The organism is Sphingomonas sp. RS6 (genome assembly GCF_054489705.1).
This window is the reverse complement of record NZ_JBTMWM010000005.1, coordinates 219,787-234,458: the sequence shown is the minus strand read 5'-3', so window position 1 is coordinate 234,458 and position 14,672 is coordinate 219,787. Positions and strand designations below refer to the sequence as shown.

Genomic DNA, 14,672 nt, shown 5'->3' with positions numbered 1-14,672 from the left:
CGGCCGGAGCCGAAAGCAGGCATGAGCGCCCCTTCTGGAAATCCGCCAGGCAAGCGCCTAAATGGGGCCGATCAAGGGGAACCGGCATGCTCCAGCGCCTGATCGCTTATCTCGATTCCATTCGCATGCGCGATCCGGCCCCGCGCAGCCGGATGGAAATCCTGCTCTATCCCGGCGTCTGGGCGCTCGGCTATCACCGCATCGCGAACGCGCTGTTCCGGCGGCGTCTGTTCTTCCTTGCGCGGCTGGTCAATCACTGGTCGCGCTGGATGACGGCGATCGACATCCATCCGGGCGCGACGATCGGCCGCAATTTCTTCATCGACCACGGCTTCGTCGTGATTGGCGAAACCGCGACGATCGGCGACAATGTGACGATCTATCAATGCGTCACGCTGGGCGGCACGAGCCCGGACAATGGCGTCGGCGGCAAGCGGCATCCGACGCTGCTCGACGGCGTGATCATCGGATCGGGCGCGCAGGTGCTGGGGCCGATCACGGTTGGCGAACGCGCGCGGATCGGCGCCAATGCGGTGGTGACCAAGGATGTCGTGCCCGGCGCGGTGATGGTGGGCATTCCCGCCAAGCCGACGCTGGTGGAGGCGGACACGTGGCAGAAGGACTTTGTCCCCTATGGCACGCCGTGCAGCGAGATGTTCGATCCGGCGAGCCAGAAGCTCGAACTGATGCGCTGCGAGTTGGAAACGCTGCGCAAGCGGCTGGATGCGATGATCGCCGAGCGCGAAACCGGCGCGGAGCGGCGCGACCGCGCCTGATGGGAACCGTCACCCCGCTGCCCGTCGGCCGGCCCGAACAGGTCGGCTTCGATCGCCTCGAACTCACCCGGATTCTCGACCTTTATGGCCGGATGGTCGCGGCGGGCCATTGGCGCGACTATGCGATCCAGTTCGACAAGGACGTCGCGATCTTCGCCGCCTTCCGCCGCGCCGCCGAACGCCCGGAGTTCCGCATCGAGAAACGCCCGGCGCTGCGCCACCGCCAGGGCATGTGGGCGCTGGTGAACGAAGGCGGCGCCGTGCTCAAGCGCGGGCAGGAAATGGGGCCGGTCCTCGCCCCGGTCGAGCGGCGGCTGCTGAAGCTGGTCGAGGGCTGACTGCGCCTGGACGAGGCTTGATCCGAACTGACGTCTGGCGCGGCTTACGCTGCCTTTTCTTCACACCCGGCCATTCAGTCTGTAGCGTAGCCCGATGGACGTTTTGGATTGGCTTGCTGACTGGTACAACGCCCAATGCGACGGGGATTGGGAACATGGCTTTGGCGTTTCGATAGGAACGATCGACAATCCCGGCTGGTCCCTGAAAATTGATCTAACGGGAACGGACTGCGATGGGCGGACCCTCGAACGTCTGACGCACAACTATGAACATGAAACGGATTGGTGGATCTGCTGGACCGAAGACAATGTCTTTCATGCAGCGGGCGGTTCCCGACACCTCCGGTCTCTTTTAGATGCTTTCAGAAGTTGGGCTACAAGCGCCGCTTAGGCCGGTAAATGCCTCCGCGCGGATCGGCCCGTTCGATCGACCGGGGAGCAGATGGTCGCTTGCCCCCCGGCGCAGGATCACGCCATCGCGCCCTGTTGCGTGGGCGGCAGGTTGCGGGCGAGGCTGCCCAGCAGGCCGACGACCATGCGGCGCATCGGTTGCCAGAAGGCGGAGAGCGTGAGCAGGGCCGATCCGATCACCAGTCCGGTGAGCGCCGCGCTGAGTTCGACGGCGCCGCTCTGCTGGAACAGCGAATACATCGCCCAGAGCACATAAGCGAGGCTCGACACGAGCAGCGCGCGGCGGTCGACCGCGAGCGCGACGGCGGCGAAGAACAGGTAGAGCGCGAACACCACCAGTGCCATCGGCGCGCCGATCTGGCCGTCGAACACGCCGAGCATGTGGAACACCGGGTGCGCGATCAGTGGCGCGGCGGCGAGGTGGAGCCAGAAGGCCACGTCCGAACGGCGGGTGCGGCGTTCGAGATCGGTCATGTCCCAGCGCATCGCGGCGATGAAGATGCCGATGCCGCCGACCAGCAGCACGGGATTGATCCAGTCGCGCGCGGGCGGCACCGCCGAGGTGATCAGCCCAACCGACACGCCCACGACGGCCAGTGCGCCGGCGGCGACGGTGATCGGCACCATGAAGCGGCGCCAGTGAATCCAGGCGGCGGCGGCGGTGAGCGCACCGGCGACGGCGGCGACGACACCGGCCAGTCGCTCGCGGCCCGCATCGGTGGTGATGTGGAAGGTGGTTTCGAGCCAGGGGATGTTGATCACGAACAGCCCGGCGATCGTCGCGCCCGCCCCGGCGACGAAACCGAGCAGCAGCAGGATCGAGGGCAGCGCGAGCCGCCGCCTGGCGGTGAAATATTCGGCGAGCATCCAGCTTACCGCCGCCGCGGCCGCACCGCCGCCGATCAGGTTCGCGCCGATCACGCGCGGTTCGCTGTCGCCGCCGACCAGCATCTGCATCACCGCGCCGCCAAGCTTCGCCACCGCGAGCAGGATCAGCGCGGCGGCGATCGCGACGAAGATGTCGTTGAAGCCGCTGAGCAGGCGGAAATGCTCTTCATCGACCGCCGGTGTCGCGCGGCTGGCGGCGACATGGTCTCGGAATGCGGCTGCGGCTTGCGGGGTCAGTATCCCGGCGTCTACCGCGGCTGCCAATTCGCTCTCGCTGTACATGGCCATCCTCCTTCAGTTCGCGAAGGCTAACATTGGTGTATTACTGATGCAATACGGCAATGTGCGGAGGTGGCCGAGCGCGTCGATGCCCCTCCCCGGACGGGGAAGGGGCAGGTCGCTCAGCGGCCGCCGCGCTGGCGGCAGTGGTCGGTCACGGTGCGCGTGCACGGGGGATAGCTTGCCGGCGCGGGCGGGGGCGGCGCGGCTGCCGTCATCGGCGCGGGCGGCGGCGGAGGAGGGGGCGGAGGCGGCGGAGGCGGCCCCACATCCGGGTTGGGGGGCGGCGGTGGGGCCGGCTGTGCGCCGGGCGGCGGCGGGGGCGGGGGTGGTGGCGGCGGCGCGGGGGCCGCCTGAGGTGTTGTCTGGCCGGGCACCGGCGGCGGTGGCGCGGGCATGTCCTGCGCGATCGCGGTTCCGCTCAGCGCGAGGGCCGAGGCAAGAAGCATCCATTTCATCGGGCTTACTCCTTCTTCAACGAAAGGAGCGGTTCAAACCTTCGCAGCAATGAAGCGTTGCCCGCGAAAGCCGGAAACGGGACGGACGGAGTGCGGCGGCGGGCGAAGCGCGCCGCCGCATCGGCGAGCGGTCAGCGGCCGCCGCGCTGCATGCATTCGTCCGTCTGGCCGCGCTTGCACAGCGGATAATGCGCGAGCGGCGCGGGCGCCGGGAATGCTTCGCTCGGGGTGAGCTTGCTGGGTTCGAACACGACCTTGTCGCCCGGCTTGGGGGCGCCGTTCACCCACATGCTGCCGGCGGGTCGATAGCCGCCAGGGCTGGGGTGGTCGTTGGTCTGGGCAAAAGCCGGGCTGGTCAACAGCAGGGCGGCAGCAAGTGCAAACGCCTTCATCAGCGGTACTCCTGCAATGGTACACGGGTACGCACTTGCGCACCCGTGCAGCAAACGCATCGGCCGCCGGAAGTTTCCGCTCAGTTACCCGAATCGAGCGCGTAGCCGGCCGAACGGACGGTACGGATGATGTCCGGCCGGTCGCCCTTGTTGATCGCCTTGCGCAGGCGGCGGATATGGACGTCGACGGTGCGCGATTCGATGTCGCTGTCATGCCCCCATACCGCGTCGAGCAGCCGCTCGCGCGAGAACACCCAGCCCGGATGCTCGAGGAAATGCTTGAGCAGGCGGAACTCGGTTGGCCCGAGCGAGATCACCTCGCCGCCGCGGCGGACCTTGTGGCCCACCGTGTCCATTTCGATGTCGCCATAGGTCAGCGCCTCGCCCGCCAGCGCCGGCCGCACGCGGCGCAGCACCGCGCCGACGCGCGCCACCAGCTCGCGCGGGGAGAAGGGCTTGGTGACATAATCGTCGGCACCGGTTTCGAGCCCGCGCACGCGATCCTCCTCTTCGCCGCGCGCGGTGAGCATGATGATCGGCACGTTTGCCGTCTCCGGCATGCGGCGCAGCCGGCGGCACACCTCGATGCCCGACAGCCCTTCGACCATCCAGTCGAGCAGGACGATGTCGGGCGTGGCCTCCTTGGCGAGCAGCAGCGCTTCCTCGCCATCGGGGGTGTGCTTTACCTCATAATCTTCGCGCTTGAAGTGCCAGGTGACGAGCTCTGCAATCGCGGCATCGTCTTCCACCAGCAGCATTTTGACCCGTGCCATGTCGTCCCCTTAATTCCCGCTGACTTCAACCGCTTCGCGATCGGCGAGATAGCGGCCGGTCGCGGCGAAATAGACCATTTCGGCGACGTTGGTGGCGTGATCGCCGATCCGCTCCAGATTCTTGGCCACGAACAGCAGATGTGCCACCTGGCTGATCGTGCGCGGATTTTCGACCATGAAGGTCACCAGCGTGCGAAAGATCGAATCGTAGAAATCGTCGAGCGCATTGTCGCGCTCGCAAACCTCCGCCGCGCTTTCGGCGTCGCGCGCCGAAAAGGCGTCGAGCGCGTCATGCACCATGTCCGCGGCGAGCTGGCCCATTGCGGGCAGCAGCGAGATCGCCTCGATCCGGTCCTCGCCCTCGTTGTGGATCATCGGCACGCGCTTGGCGATGTTCTTGGCATAGTCGCCGATGCGTTCGATTACCGCGGCGATCTTGAGCGCGGCGATCACCTCGCGCAGGTCGTCGGCCATCGGCGCACGCAGCGCGATGACGCGGACGATCAGCTTTTCCAGCTCCGCCTCGATCGCGTCGATCTGCTTGTCCTTCTTGCGGACCTCCTTTGCGAGCGAGAGGTCGCCGCGCTGGAGCGCCTTCATCGCGTCGTAGATCGCCTGTTCGGCCAGCCCACCCATCTGCGAGATCAGCGCGCGCAGCTGGCCGATGTCCTGATCGAATGCCTTGACCGTATGTTCGTGGCCTGTCGCCATCAGCCGTACCTTCCGGTGATATAGTCCTTCGTACGCTCCTCGCGCGGGGCGGTGAAGATGTTGTCGGTCTCGCCATATTCGACCAGCTGGCCGAGGTGGAAAAAGGCGGTGCGCTGCGAGACGCGCGCCGCCTGCTGCATGTTGTGCGTGACGATCACGATGGCATAGCGGCCGCGCAGTTCGTGGATCAGCTCCTCGATCTTGGCGGTGGCGATCGGATCGAGCGCGCTGGCCGGCTCGTCCATCAGGATTACCTCCGGGTCGACAGCAATCGCGCGGGCAATGCACAGCCGCTGCTGCTGGCCACCCGACAGCGCGGTGCCGCTGTCCGACAGGCGATCCTTCACCTCTTCCCACAGGCCGGCGCGGCGCAGCGAGCGCTCGACGATGCCCTCAAGATCGGTCTTCGAGCCGGCAAGGCCGTGGATACGCGGGCCATAGGCGACATTTTCGAAGATCGACTTGGGGAACGGGTTCGGCTTCTGGAACACCATGCCGACGCGGGCGCGCAGCTGCACCACGTCCATGCCCGAGGAATAGATGTCCTCGCCATCGAGCATGATCTCGCCGGTCACGCGCGCGCTGGCGATCGTGTCGTTCATGCGGTTGAGCGTCCGCAGGAAGGTCGACTTGCCGCAGCCCGACGGGCCGATGAACGCCGTCACCTTGTCCATGTCGATATCGATCGACACGTCCTTCACGGCCTGTTTCTCGCCATAGAAGACGCTGACGCCGCGCGCGGACATCTTGTGCGGGGCGGGGGAGGGGGCGGTGGTCATTACCAGCGGGTCTCGAACTTGTTGCGGAGATAGATGGCGAGCCCGTTCATCGCGAGCAGCACGACCAGCAGCACGATGATCGCGGCGCTGGTCTTTTCGACGAAGCCGCGGCTGACCTCGTCCGACCAGAGGAAGATCTGCACCGGCAGCACGGTGGCGGGATCGGTGACGCCGGAGGGCGGCGTGACGATGAAGGCGCGCATCCCGATCAGCAGCAGCGGCGCGGTTTCGCCGAGCGCGCGCGCCATGCCGATGATCGTGCCGGTGAGGATGCCGGGCAGCGCCAGCGGCAGGACATGATGGAACACCACCTGGATCGGGCTGGCGCCGATGCCGAGCGCGGCGTCGCGGATCGACGGGGGCACGCCCTTGATCGCGTTGCGTCCGGCGATGACGATCACCGGCATGATCATCAGCGCGAGCGTGAGACCGCCGACCAGCGGTGCCGATCGCGGCAGCAGCGGGCCATAGGTGGTGCCGTCGATCTGCCAGGTGCCGAGGAACACCGCGAGGCCGAGCAGGCCGAAGATGATCGAGGGCACCGCCGCGAGATTGTTGATCGACACCTCGATCAGGTCGGTCCAGCGGTTCCGGGGGGCATATTCCTCGAGATAGATCGCCGAGAGCACGCCGACCGGGAAGGCGATCAGGAACGTGACCACCATCGTCAGCAGCGAGCCCTTCAGCGCGCCCCAGATGCCGACCGCCATCGGATCGGTGGAATCGGAATCGCTGAGGAAGGTCCAGTTGAACCCGCGCGAGACGGCACCAGCCTTTTCGAGCCGGTCGACCGCCGCCGCCATTTCGGGGGTGCCGTTGCCGCTGACCGCGAGATCGAAATCGGCCGAGGCCGGCACCTGGAACACGTGCCGCCGTTCGAGCAGGCCGGGATCGCGCTTCAGCGCGTCGCGCACGCTCACCCAGGCATTGGCGGCGATGAAGCTGCCGCCATCCTTGCCGAACGCGGCGACCGCGGCGTCGCTGACCTTGTCGTCGAGGCCAGCCCCGGCCAGCGCCAGATCGGCGGCGGGGGTGGCGAGCTGGGCGCGTTCGACCTGGAGCCCGGCGGTCTTGAAGTCGATCGGCAGCGCGAGTTCGGTGCGGGTGAAGCCGCGCCAGCCATCCGCCACCATCGACAGCAGCAGGAACGCGAGGAACGCGGCCGACAGGATCACCGCCGCCGCGCCGAAGAATCGGAAGCGGCGTTCGGCGGCGTAGCGCCTGCGGATGCGCTTCTGCATCGCCGGCGTCGTCCAGTCAGTCGGCGCGCGTTCGGCCATCACCGCGTTGGGCACCAGCTTATTCATAGGCTTCCCGATACTTCTTCACGACGCGCAGCGCGACGATGTTCAACAACAGGGTGATGACGAACAGCGTCAGCCCCAGCGCGAACGCCGCCAGCGTCTTGGGGCTGTCGAACTCCGCCTCGCCGGTCAGCAGGTCGACGATCTGCTTGGTGACGGTAGTGGCGCTTTCGAGCGGGTTGAGCGTGATCGTCGCCGCGCCCGATGCCGCCATCACGACGATCATCGTCTCGCCGATCGCGCGGCTGATCGCGAGCAGCACGCCGGCGACGACGCCGGGCAGCGCGGCGGGGATCAGCACCTTCGAGATCGTCTCGCTGGTGGTGGCGCCCATCGCCAGGCTGCCGTCGCGCATCGCGGTGGGGACGGCGGCGATCGAATCGTCTGCCATCGACGAGACGAACGGGATGATCATCACCCCCATCACCACGCCGGCGGCGAGCGCGCTCTCCGACGAGGCATAGGGATTGCCGAGCATCACCGCGAGCTGGCGGACCGCGGGCGCCACGGTGAGCGCGGCGAAATAGCCATAGACGACGGTGGGCACGCCGGCGAGGATCTCGAGGATCGGCTTCATCCAGCGGCGCGTGCGCGGCGCGGCATATTGGGTGAGATAGACCGCGCTCATCAGCCCGAACGGGATCGCGACGAGCATTGCGATCACCGCGCCGATGAAGAAGGTGCCCCAGAACAGCGGCACCGCGCCGAGCGACGCGCCGGGATCCTTCGCGTCGATCACCTGCGGGCTCCAGTGCGTGCCGAACAGGAAGTCGGTGACTGGCACGACCGAGAAGAAGCGCATCGATTCCCAGAACAGCGAGACGAAGATGCCCACCGTCGTCAGGATCGCGATCAGCGAGGCGACGAGCAGCGCCATCATCAGCGAGCGTTCGACCCGCGAGCGCGCCTGGAAGCCGGCATGGATGCGGCTCATCGCGAAGGCACCGCCGGCAAAGGCGAGCAGCATCGCCACCGCCGTGCCGATCCAGCCATAGCGGCTTTCCGCCGAGGCAACGACGGGGGCGAGCTGACGGGCGAGCGGATCGACGTCGACGGCATAGGGGTTGGCCGCCACTTGGCGGGCCTGGGCGAGCACCGAATCGCGTTCGAAGGCGAAGTCCGAAAGCTGCGCGGCGGCCGGGCTCTGCATCACCGCGCCGCGCACCAGGCCGGGCGTGACCGCGCCCCAGACAACGAGGAACAGCAGCGCCGGCAGCACCGTCCACATCGCGACATACCAGCCATGCTGCGCCGGCAGCGAATGCAGCCGCTTCTGCCCGCCGCGATCGAAGCGGACGGCGCGCGCGCGGGCGCTGAGCCAGCCGATCAGGCCGAACCCGACAATCATGAACAAGAGCGCGTAGACGTTCACCAGAAAACCACTTCAGCATTATGCCCCGTCACGACCGCGACCTGCCGCGGTGCCGATGGAGCCCGTTTCACCGCAACTCGCCCCGATCGAGCGCGACTTCGCCCTTGACGCGATCGGCCATCGCCACGCGCATCGCCTCGGGCGCGGCGATCAACCCGCGCTTGGCGAGCGGCCCGCCCGGGCCCCACATCGTCGTGTAGAGCGTGAGGAAATCCTTGAGGCCCGGCACCGCCTTCATGTGCCGTTTCTTGACGTAGAGGAACAGCGGGCGCGCGCCCGGATACTGGCCGTCGGCGATCGTCTGATAGGTGGGGGCGACCCCGTTGATCGGCACCCCGTGCAGCCGGTTCTGGTTTTCCTCGAGATAGGAATAGCCGAAAATGCCGAGCGCGTTGGGATTCTGCGCCAGGCCCTGGACGATCAGATTGTCGTTTTCGCCCTTGTCCACATAAGGCCCGTCCTCGCGGATGCGGCGGCAGGCCTTGTCGAACGGGGCCGGATCGGCCGCCTTCTTCAGCGCCTCGGCCTCGGGATAGGCTTCGATGCAGCCGGGTTCGAGCATCAGTTCGACAAAAGCGTCGCGGGTGCCGCTGGTCGATGGCGGCCCCATCACCAGAATCGGCACCGGCGGCAGCGCCGGATTGACGTCGCGCCAGGTGCGCGCGGTGTTCGGCTTGCCGCGCGGATTGGCGGCGAGCGCGAGATAGATGTCGTTCTTGGTGAGCTGCAGCTTGGGGCCGTCGTTCGACTCGGCGAGCGCGACGCCATCGAGGCCGATGGTGATTTCCATGATGCCGCCGACCTGATTCTGCTGGCAGCGATCATATTCGTTGCGCGTCATGCGGCGCGACGCATTGGCGATATCGGGGAATTGCGCGCCGACGCCTTCGCAGAAGCGGCGGATGCCGGCGCCGCTGCCGATCGATTCGACCACGGGTGCCTTGCGCCCGCTCTTGGCGTTGACGAAGGCTTCGGCAACGGCGGTGGTGAACGGATAGACCGTGGACGAGCCGACGACGCGAATCTCGCGCGTCGAATTGCCGCCGCATCCGCTCAGTGCGAGCACGCTCGCCGTGATCAGAGCCAGACGACCCTTCATCGTCACCTCCCGTGTTCCAAAACCATTGCGATAGGAAAGCGGGTGCCTCGCCCAACCCGCATCTCGGTCCCTCTCCGGCAATCGCGTTACGACATTATGACACGCGCTCGATCGGCAGCCGCACCGTCACGGTGGTGCCGACGCCGACGGTGCTGGCGATATCGAGCCGCCCGCGGTGGCGCTCGATCACGTGCTTGACGATCGCGAGACCCAGGCCGGTGCCGCCGAGCGATCGGCTGCGTCCCGAATCGACACGATAAAAACGCTCGGTCAGGCGCGGGATATGTTCGGCGGGAATGCCCTCGCCTTGATCGGTCACGCTCAGCGACACCATCGTTTCGCCTTCGCTGCGCAGCGATATCGTCACCGGGGTGCCGTGGCGGCCATATTTCATCGCGTTGCCGATGACGTTGTGGAGCAGCTGGCTCAGCTGCGTCCGGTCGCCGCGGACCGGCGGCACGGCGGCGATCTCGGTCACGAGTTCGGCGGCGCGCCTGTCGCCCGCCAATTCGTTGCAGACCTGCTGGATCAACTCGCCGAGCGCCACCGACTCGGCGGGCGCGCGATATTTCTCCGCCTCGATCCGCGACAGCGAGATCAGGTCGTTGATCAGCCGGTCCATGCGCCGCGCCTCGTCGTGCATGATCTTGAGGAAGCGCTGGCGGATCTCGGCATCCTCGCCGGCGCCATCGGCCAGCGTCTCGACATAGCCGAGCAGCGAGGCGAGCGGGGTGCGCAGTTCGTGGCTGGCATTGGCGACGAAATCGACGCGCATCCGCTCGGCGGTATAGCTGCCGGTGCGATCGATCAGATGGACGACGCGCTCACCGCTTTCGAGCGTGCGGACGCGCATCTCCCAGCGCTGTTCGCGGGTGCCGAGGCCGACAAGGTGGATCGGCGCGGCCTGCACCCGTTCGCGCGGATCGAGCAGCCGTTCGGCCGCCGCCGGGTGGCGGATTGCGAGGCGCACATCCTCGCCGACGATGTGCTGGCCGAGCAGCGCGCGGGCGGCGGTGTTGGCGGCGATCACGCGGGTGGCGTCGATCGCGAGCACGGGCTCGGCAATCGCTTCGATCACCTCGTCGATCGCCGGGCCGCGCGGTGTGGGCGGCGGGGCGAGGTCGGCCGGCGGCGGCGGGGGCAGCGGATCGCCGCCCGACGCGGCGAGCAGCACGGCGGCGGTCGCCCCGACAAAGCCGATCAGCGCCGCCTGCAGGTCGCCGCCGAGCAGCAGCGCGGCGGCCGCACCGATGGCGGCGATGCAGAGGGCGAGAATCGTTCGCGAGCCGACGATCGAGGTCATGGCTGCCCCTGTAGCGCGCTCAGGCGTCCCGATACGAGCCCTGATTTCCCGCGGGGCCGATCGGCGGGTTCATTGGCAGCCGCATTGGCGGTGCCGGGCGCGCCAGTTCGACACATGCGCGGCGACCAGCAACAGGCTGCCGGCGACGCTCACCGGCACCTCGCGCGCGGTGCCTTCCAGCAGCAGCGCTGCCAGCGCCATCAGCGACAGGCCGGCGATTCCGGTGAGCAACGGCCCGGCGCTGCGGTGAACGCGGCAGCCCGAGAGCAGCGCGAAGCTCGAGCTCGGGATCGCGAACATCAGCAGCCAGCGGTGCAGATCGGCGGGGAGGTGAAGCCAGGCGGACACGCCGGGCAGGAGCGCCAGCAGCACCGGCAGCGCCAGGCAATGGACGAGGCACAGCGTCGACATGCCCACCGCCGCACGCTCGATCCAGTCGACGCGGCGCCCCTGGATTGCCTGGACAGGGGAAGGGGCGGCGGGCGTCGGATCGGAAGGCATCGCGGCTATATGTGATATTATATCACAGATTCAAGGTGGCGATGGTGGTGATGTCGATCGTGCGCTCGACCAGCACGAGCGGGGCGGGGCGATGCGAGACGAGAACCAGCCCGACCTCATTCGCGGCGAGCCAGCGGTCGAGCCGTTCGACGAGCTGGCGCTCGGTATCGGCGTCGAGGCCCTCGGTCGGCTCGTCGAGCAGCAGCCAGGACCGGGCTGCCAGCAGCGCGCGGGCGAGCGATAGGCGCTTGCGCTCGCCGCCCGAAAGCGTGCCGCCGGCTTCGGCGACGGGCGTGTCGAGCCCAAGCGGCATCGACGCGACGCGATCGGCGAGACAGGCGATGTCGAGCGCGGCGTGCATCTCGTCCGGGGTGAGGCCGGGGCGAGCGACGCGCAGATTGTCGGCGATCGAACCGGCGATCAGCACCGCGTCCTGCGGAGCGAGCGCGAACTGGGCGCGGAGGGCGTCGGCGCTGCACTGAGCGACGGGTGTGCTGTCCAGCGCCATCGCGTGAACCGGTACGCGCAGTCCGGCCAGCGCCTCGATCAGCCGCGTCTTGCCGGCGCCGGAAATGCCGGTGATCGCGACGCGCGCGGCCGGCGCGAGCTCCAGCGAACCGAGCGTCAGCGGCCGGGCGGCTTCGCGTTCGGGCGCGATGCGGGCGGGTTCGCCGTCGAGGCCCGCGAGCGTCTTCAGCCGGGCGATGCCCTGTTCGACGCTGCTCTGGCGCAGCGCGGTGCGTGCGACCGCCGCCATTGCCTCGACCGAGGCGGTCGCCGCGAGCAGCGCGAGCGCCCGCAGCGGCGCTGGGCCGTCGGCAAGCGCGAACACCGTCGCGGCTGCCAGCGCGCCATAGCCGGCGAGCAGCCCGGCGACCGCCCCTTCGGCATTGGCGAGTGCCGCACGGGCGCGATCGAGCGGCGTTGCCAGTTGCGCCAGCGTGTCGCTGACCCGATCGGCCAGGCCATAGGCGATGATTTCCGGCCGCGCCGCCGCATAGTCGACAAAGGCGGTGCGCAGCGCCCCCAGCGCCTCTGCCGCGTCGGCGGCGGGGCGGGCGGTCAGCCGGTGTGCCGCGAGCGAGAGCAGCACCGGGAGCGCCGCGAGCAGCAGCGCCAGCGCCGCCGCCGCCTGCAAGCCGGCAAACGCCACCAGCCCGACCGCGAACAGCGCGGCGATCAGGCTCGCCGGCCGGGTCGGCCGACGGACGATCAGATCCTCCAGCGCCTCGATATCGCCGATCAGCCGGGCGCTGGCATCGCCGCTGGAAAGATCGGGCGCGGTGCGATTGTCCTGCGCCGCCAGCGTGCCGAACAGCCGTCCGCGTGTCGCCGCCATCGCGGTCAGCGCCGCCTGATGGGCGAGCAGCCGTTCGCCATAGCGCGCGCCCGTGCGCAGGATGGCGAGGCCGCGGATCGCCGCGCTGGGGATCAGATAGTTGAAGGCCAGGATCGCCGCGGCCCCCGCCGCCCCGGCGATGCCCGCGCCGGTGAGGAAGGCGCCCGACAAGGCGAGCAGCAGGATCGCCGCCAGCCCGGCGAGCGCGGCGCACAGCAAGGCCCAGCGCAGCGTGCGCCGCTCGGGCGCGGCGAGTTCGAACGGATCGCGGCTCGTGCTCACAATGCCACCTCCGCGTCCGCCGCCGCGATCAGCCGGGGATCATGCGTCGCGACGATCACCGCATGGCTGGCGGCGACGCTGCGCAGCAGTGCGACGATCGCCGCCGCGCTGGCATCGTCGAGATCGGCGGTGGGCTCATCGGCGAGCAAGAGCGGGCGATCCGCGAGCAGCGCGCGGGCGAGCCCCAGCCGCCGCCGTTCGCCGCCGGACAGCCCCGAGCCGCGATGATCGAGCGGCAGATCGAGCCCGGCGCCGCGCCGCGCCAGCATCGGCATCAGCCCGACGCGATCGGCCGCCGTCAGGATCGCGGCGTCATCGGCGTCCGGCGCCGCGACCGCCAGATTGTCGCGCAGGGTGCCGGGCAGGATCAGCGGATGCTGTGCCGCCCAGGCGGCGGGTGGACGGCGTGGTGGTTCGCCGTCATCGGCATCGCAGCCGGCAAGGCGCAGCGTGCCCGCGTCCGGCGTAATCTGGCCCGCGATCACCGCGAGCAGGCTGGTCTTGCCGCTGCCGGTGGCTCCGGTGAGCGCGACCATGCCGGTAGTGCCGATCGACAGGCTGACCGGCCCGATCGTGCGGCCTGACCAGGCGATCGTCACGCCATCGGCGCTGAGCCCGGCGAAATCGGCGGCGGGGGGCGCGGGTTCGGGGCGGACGGGCAGCGCCGCCAGTTCGCCGCGCGCCGCCTCGCCGAGCTGTTTCTCGTGATAGGCCGCCGCCAGCCGCCGCATCGGGAAATAGAATTCGGGTGCCATCGCCAGCGCGAAGAACGCCTCGCGCAGCGTCAGCGTCTCGGGATCGGGAAAAGGCAGCAGCCCCAGCAGGCTGAAGCCGCAATAGACCGCGACCAGCGCGACGGCGAGCGCCGAGAAGAATTCGAGCACCGCGCTCGACAGAAAGGCGACGCGCAGCACTTCGATCGTGCGCTGGGCGACGTCGCGCGTGGCGGCGCTCACCTGACGGGTAATCCGTTCCTCCGCGCCGAAATGGCGCAGGATCGGCAGGGTACGGACGCGATCGACGAACAGGCCCGACAGCATGCCCAGCGCGGCGAGCTGACGCTGGGAGGCGTGTTTGGCCGCGGTGCCGGCGAGAATCATGCCGATCACGAACGGCACCAAGGTCGCGAGCAAAATGCCCGCCGCGACCAGGCTGGCGCAGGCGATGATCGCCAGTGCGGCGACGGGCGCGGCGGCGGCGGCGACGCGCGCCGGCACGAACCGGGTTTCGTAATTCTCGATCGTCGCGACATGATCGATCGCCAGCGTCGCCGACTGGCCGATCGACGGCGCCGCGCCGCCGCCGAGCAGCCGCGCGATCAGATCGCGGCGCAAACGGGTGCCATCGGCCTGTGCTCCGCGGATCGCGAGCACCGGCACCGCCCAGTTGGTCGCCGCCCGCAACAGCCCGCCCGCCAGCATCGCGACGAACGCGCTCGCGGCGGCCGTCTGGCCGGCGGCCGCGGCGGCGACGCCGTCGGCGATCCCCCAGGCGAACAGGGCGGCGCCGCAAAGATCGATGGTCCAGCCCAATCCGGCCGATTTCTGAGGGTTCATATGAGACATTTTGTACAAGCGACCGGGGCAGGCGAAAGGAATAGGGGATATCCCGCATAGGCGCCAACGCCTTGCGCGCCTAGTCCAGCCTCGCGGCTATAGCTGAGGAAA

The 14,672-nt window shown here is 68.7% G+C and carries 15 protein-coding genes; 3 read left to right on the top strand and 12 right to left on the bottom strand.

The genetic code is table 11. The features are described from left to right. Positions 1 to 86: 86 nt before the first annotated feature. From epsC to ACX40Y_RS11795, 3 genes are all read left to right on the top strand, one after another. Positions 87 to 776, top strand: coding sequence for a serine O-acetyltransferase EpsC (gene epsC / locus ACX40Y_RS11805; RefSeq protein WP_459119763.1), 690 nt, complete (start codon positions 87 to 89; stop codon positions 774 to 776). Continuing rightward, positions 776 to 1,114: a DUF2794 domain-containing protein gene (locus ACX40Y_RS11800; RefSeq protein ID WP_459119762.1), complete on the top strand. Its 339-nt coding sequence runs from the start codon at positions 776 to 778 to the stop codon at positions 1,112 to 1,114. The genes epsC and ACX40Y_RS11800 overlap by 1 nt, the downstream gene beginning before the upstream one ends. Positions 1,115 to 1,208: 94 nt before the next feature. Further along, positions 1,209 to 1,505: an immunity 53 family protein gene (locus ACX40Y_RS11795; protein ID WP_459119761.1), complete on the top strand. Its 297-nt coding sequence runs from the start codon at positions 1,209 to 1,211 to the stop codon at positions 1,503 to 1,505. Positions 1,506 to 1,582: 77 nt separating this feature from the next. On the opposite strand, the gene ACX40Y_RS11790 is transcribed toward ACX40Y_RS11795, so the two are convergent. The 12 genes from ACX40Y_RS11790 to ACX40Y_RS11735 all read right to left on the bottom strand — a co-directional run bounded on the left by ACX40Y_RS11790 (position 1,583) and on the right by ACX40Y_RS11735 (position 14,561). Then, the gene (locus tag ACX40Y_RS11790; protein WP_459119760.1) at positions 1,583 to 2,695 is read right to left on the bottom strand and encodes a hypothetical protein; all 1,113 of its coding nucleotides are present in this window, start codon (positions 2,693 to 2,695) and stop codon (positions 1,583 to 1,585) included. A gap of 586 nt (positions 2,696 to 3,281) precedes the next feature. Further along, positions 3,282 to 3,542: a hypothetical protein gene (locus tag ACX40Y_RS11785; RefSeq protein ID WP_459119759.1), complete on the bottom strand. Its 261-nt coding sequence runs from the start codon at positions 3,540 to 3,542 to the stop codon at positions 3,282 to 3,284. Positions 3,543 to 3,622: 80 nt separating this feature from the next. Continuing rightward, positions 3,623 to 4,315 (bottom strand): phosphate regulon transcriptional regulator PhoB, encoded by a 693-nt coding sequence (phoB, locus tag ACX40Y_RS11780; protein WP_459119758.1) that lies wholly within the window; start codon positions 4,313 to 4,315, stop codon positions 3,623 to 3,625. 9 nt (positions 4,316 to 4,324) lie between these two features. Further along, positions 4,325 to 5,026: a phosphate signaling complex protein PhoU gene (phoU, locus tag ACX40Y_RS11775; RefSeq protein WP_459119757.1), complete on the bottom strand. Its 702-nt coding sequence runs from the start codon at positions 5,024 to 5,026 to the stop codon at positions 4,325 to 4,327. After that, positions 5,026 to 5,805, bottom strand: a complete 780-nt coding sequence (gene pstB / locus ACX40Y_RS11770) for a phosphate ABC transporter ATP-binding protein PstB (RefSeq protein WP_459119756.1) — start codon at positions 5,803 to 5,805, stop codon at positions 5,026 to 5,028. The genes phoU and pstB overlap by 1 nt, the downstream gene beginning before the upstream one ends. After that, positions 5,805 to 7,112: a phosphate ABC transporter permease PstA gene (gene pstA, locus ACX40Y_RS11765; protein ID WP_459119755.1), complete on the bottom strand. Its 1,308-nt coding sequence runs from the start codon at positions 7,110 to 7,112 to the stop codon at positions 5,805 to 5,807. Before pstA ends, pstB begins: the two co-directional genes overlap by 1 nt. Continuing rightward, complete coding sequence (gene pstC, locus ACX40Y_RS11760) at positions 7,105 to 8,481, bottom strand: phosphate ABC transporter permease subunit PstC (protein ID WP_459119754.1); 1,377 nt, start codon at positions 8,479 to 8,481, stop codon at positions 7,105 to 7,107. The genes pstA and pstC overlap by 8 nt, the downstream gene beginning before the upstream one ends. 67 nt (positions 8,482 to 8,548) lie before the next feature. Next, entirely contained in the window at positions 8,549 to 9,580 is a 1,032-nt protein-coding gene (locus ACX40Y_RS11755; protein WP_459119753.1) for a substrate-binding domain-containing protein, read from the bottom strand. A 94-nt stretch (positions 9,581 to 9,674) separates the two neighbouring features. Then, entirely contained in the window at positions 9,675 to 10,883 is a 1,209-nt protein-coding gene (locus ACX40Y_RS11750) for an ATP-binding protein (protein WP_459119752.1), read from the bottom strand. A 69-nt stretch (positions 10,884 to 10,952) separates the two neighbouring features. Continuing rightward, positions 10,953 to 11,384, bottom strand: a complete 432-nt coding sequence (locus tag ACX40Y_RS11745) for a MerC domain-containing protein (RefSeq protein WP_459119751.1) — start codon at positions 11,382 to 11,384, stop codon at positions 10,953 to 10,955. Between the two features lie 22 nt (positions 11,385 to 11,406). Beyond that, positions 11,407 to 13,005, bottom strand: a complete 1,599-nt coding sequence (locus ACX40Y_RS11740; RefSeq protein WP_459119750.1) for an ATP-binding cassette domain-containing protein — start codon at positions 13,003 to 13,005, stop codon at positions 11,407 to 11,409. Beyond that, entirely contained in the window at positions 13,002 to 14,561 is a 1,560-nt protein-coding gene (locus tag ACX40Y_RS11735; protein ID WP_459119749.1) for an ABC transporter ATP-binding protein/permease, read from the bottom strand. The genes ACX40Y_RS11740 and ACX40Y_RS11735 overlap by 4 nt, the downstream gene beginning before the upstream one ends. Between the last annotated feature and the right edge of the window lie 111 nt (positions 14,562 to 14,672).

Bases quoted from the DNA above. Each gene is read 5' to 3' on its own strand.
- epsC (WP_459119763.1), top strand. From the start codon at position 87: ATGCTCCAGCGCCTGATCGCTTATCTCGATTCCATTCGCATGCGCGAT.
- pstA (WP_459119755.1), bottom strand. From the start codon at position 7,112: ATGAATAAGCTGGTGCCCAACGCGGTGATGGCCGAACGCGCGCCGACT.
- ACX40Y_RS11735 (WP_459119749.1), bottom strand. From the start codon at position 14,561: ATGAACCCTCAGAAATCGGCCGGATTGGGCTGGACCATCGATCTTTGC.
- phoU (WP_459119757.1), bottom strand. From the start codon at position 5,026: ATGGCGACAGGCCACGAACATACGGTCAAGGCATTCGATCAGGACATC.
- ACX40Y_RS11795 (WP_459119761.1), top strand. From the start codon at position 1,209: ATGGACGTTTTGGATTGGCTTGCTGACTGGTACAACGCCCAATGCGAC.
- ACX40Y_RS11755 (WP_459119753.1), bottom strand. From the start codon at position 9,580: ATGAAGGGTCGTCTGGCTCTGATCACGGCGAGCGTGCTCGCACTGAGC.
- ACX40Y_RS11790 (WP_459119760.1), bottom strand. From the start codon at position 2,695: ATGTACAGCGAGAGCGAATTGGCAGCCGCGGTAGACGCCGGGATACTG.
- ACX40Y_RS11785 (WP_459119759.1), bottom strand. From the start codon at position 3,542: ATGAAGGCGTTTGCACTTGCTGCCGCCCTGCTGTTGACCAGCCCGGCT.
- phoB (WP_459119758.1), bottom strand. From the start codon at position 4,315: ATGGCACGGGTCAAAATGCTGCTGGTGGAAGACGATGCCGCGATTGCA.
- ACX40Y_RS11745 (WP_459119751.1), bottom strand. From the start codon at position 11,384: ATGCCTTCCGATCCGACGCCCGCCGCCCCTTCCCCTGTCCAGGCAATC.
- ACX40Y_RS11800 (WP_459119762.1), top strand. From the start codon at position 776: ATGGGAACCGTCACCCCGCTGCCCGTCGGCCGGCCCGAACAGGTCGGC.
- ACX40Y_RS11750 (WP_459119752.1), bottom strand. From the start codon at position 10,883: ATGACCTCGATCGTCGGCTCGCGAACGATTCTCGCCCTCTGCATCGCC.
- pstB (WP_459119756.1), bottom strand. From the start codon at position 5,805: ATGACCACCGCCCCCTCCCCCGCCCCGCACAAGATGTCCGCGCGCGGC.